Below are 1,328 nucleotides of genomic sequence, written 5' to 3' on the forward strand. Positions count from 1 at the left end.
CACGACGTCGGTCAGCGCCGGCCCGTACGCCGCACCGCCGGCGGCCGGCCCGAGCACCACCGAGATCTGCGGTACCCGGCCGGATGCGTGGATCATGGCGGCGAAGATCTGGCCGATGCCGTCGAGCGCTTCGACACCCTCGGCGAGGCTCGCCCCACCGGAGTGCCACAGCCCGATGACCGGGCTTGCGGTGCGGACCGCCTCGTCGATGGCGGCCACGACGTGCCTGGAACCCTCGGCGCCGAGCGCCCCGCCCATCCGGCTGCCGTCCGTGCAGTAGCCGATGACCGGAATGCCGTTGATCCGGCCACGCCCGGCGAGCACGCGGCCGCTGCCGGTGGCGGGGAACGATGTGAACGAGTCGGGATCGAACAGGTGGGACAGTCTGCGGCGAGGATCGCGGACGTCCTGCTCGGGGATGCTGACGCCGACCCCGATGCTGACGCCGGCCCGTGTGCCGTTGGCTACCTCTGTCATTCTTGCCAAGATTCCGGTCCGCTCTAAAGTTTTCCTGTACGCCACCGCGACCGGTGCGCACCGGCATCCGGACGCGGCTCAGGGAACGTCATACGGTCTTTGCCGTGGTCGCTCCGCCGGTAATCCGCCGGAACGGGGCCGTGACAGGCCACGGAAACGCGTGGGTGTAACCGTCCGTCCCGGCACTTCCCGGCCGGCGCTGGTTCGTGGCGGCGGTGCCCATCCGGTCGGTGGACGGCTTGCGCCCACTGTCGAAGCCCCGACGCAGGATGTCGAAGCCCCGACGCGGATCCGGTGAACCGCGGGACGCGGGCACCAGCGCCGCCCGATGTGGTCCGGCGCCAATGAAATCCGCTGGGCCCGGGTGAACCCCGCTGGGCTCAGCGGACCGGTGGAACGCGCTGAAACCCGGTGGAACCCGGTGGAACCCGGTACGGTGGTGCTCTACCGGCCGGTGGTCAGCGCGTAGAGCCGCTCCAGACTCGTCGCCTCCAGGACGTCCGGCAGGGACAGCCGCTGCCCGGTCGTCCGTTCCAGGATGGTCGCGAGGGTGAGCAGGTGCACCGAGTCCCAGCCGGGTATCTCGTCGAGTTCCCTGCCGGTGTCGGTGGTCGACACCGGCAGGCCCAGTTCGTCGCGGACGAGCGCGACCAGGTCCTCGATGCTGTCCATCCGTCGTCTCCGTTCGTCATCGGCCGTGGCCGGTGAAACCGGTGAAACCGCGTCCCACATCCTGTGGGGCGATCCTTGGACGGCACTAATTCCGCTGTCAGCACCAGCACTAACACCAACACTCGGCGGTCGGCGCAGGCCGGTCCCACGCTCCTGGGTCTTCGAGGCGCGTCATTGTG

2 protein-coding genes are annotated in these 1,328 nt (G+C 69.7%); both read right to left on the minus strand.

From position 1 onward, the window contains the following. The coding region (locus AC5LUJ_RS03405) for a carboxyl transferase domain-containing protein (protein WP_493464449.1) at positions 1-477 on the minus strand (477 nt) is incomplete at its 3' end. Positions 478-921: 444 nt separating this feature from the next. Next, complete coding sequence (locus AC5LUJ_RS03410; RefSeq protein ID WP_250282495.1) at positions 922-1,149, minus strand: acyl carrier protein; 228 nt, start codon at positions 1,147-1,149, stop codon at positions 922-924. Positions 1,150-1,328 lie beyond the last annotated feature (179 nt).

The organism is Protofrankia sp. CiP1_Cm_nod3 (assembly GCF_982290655.1).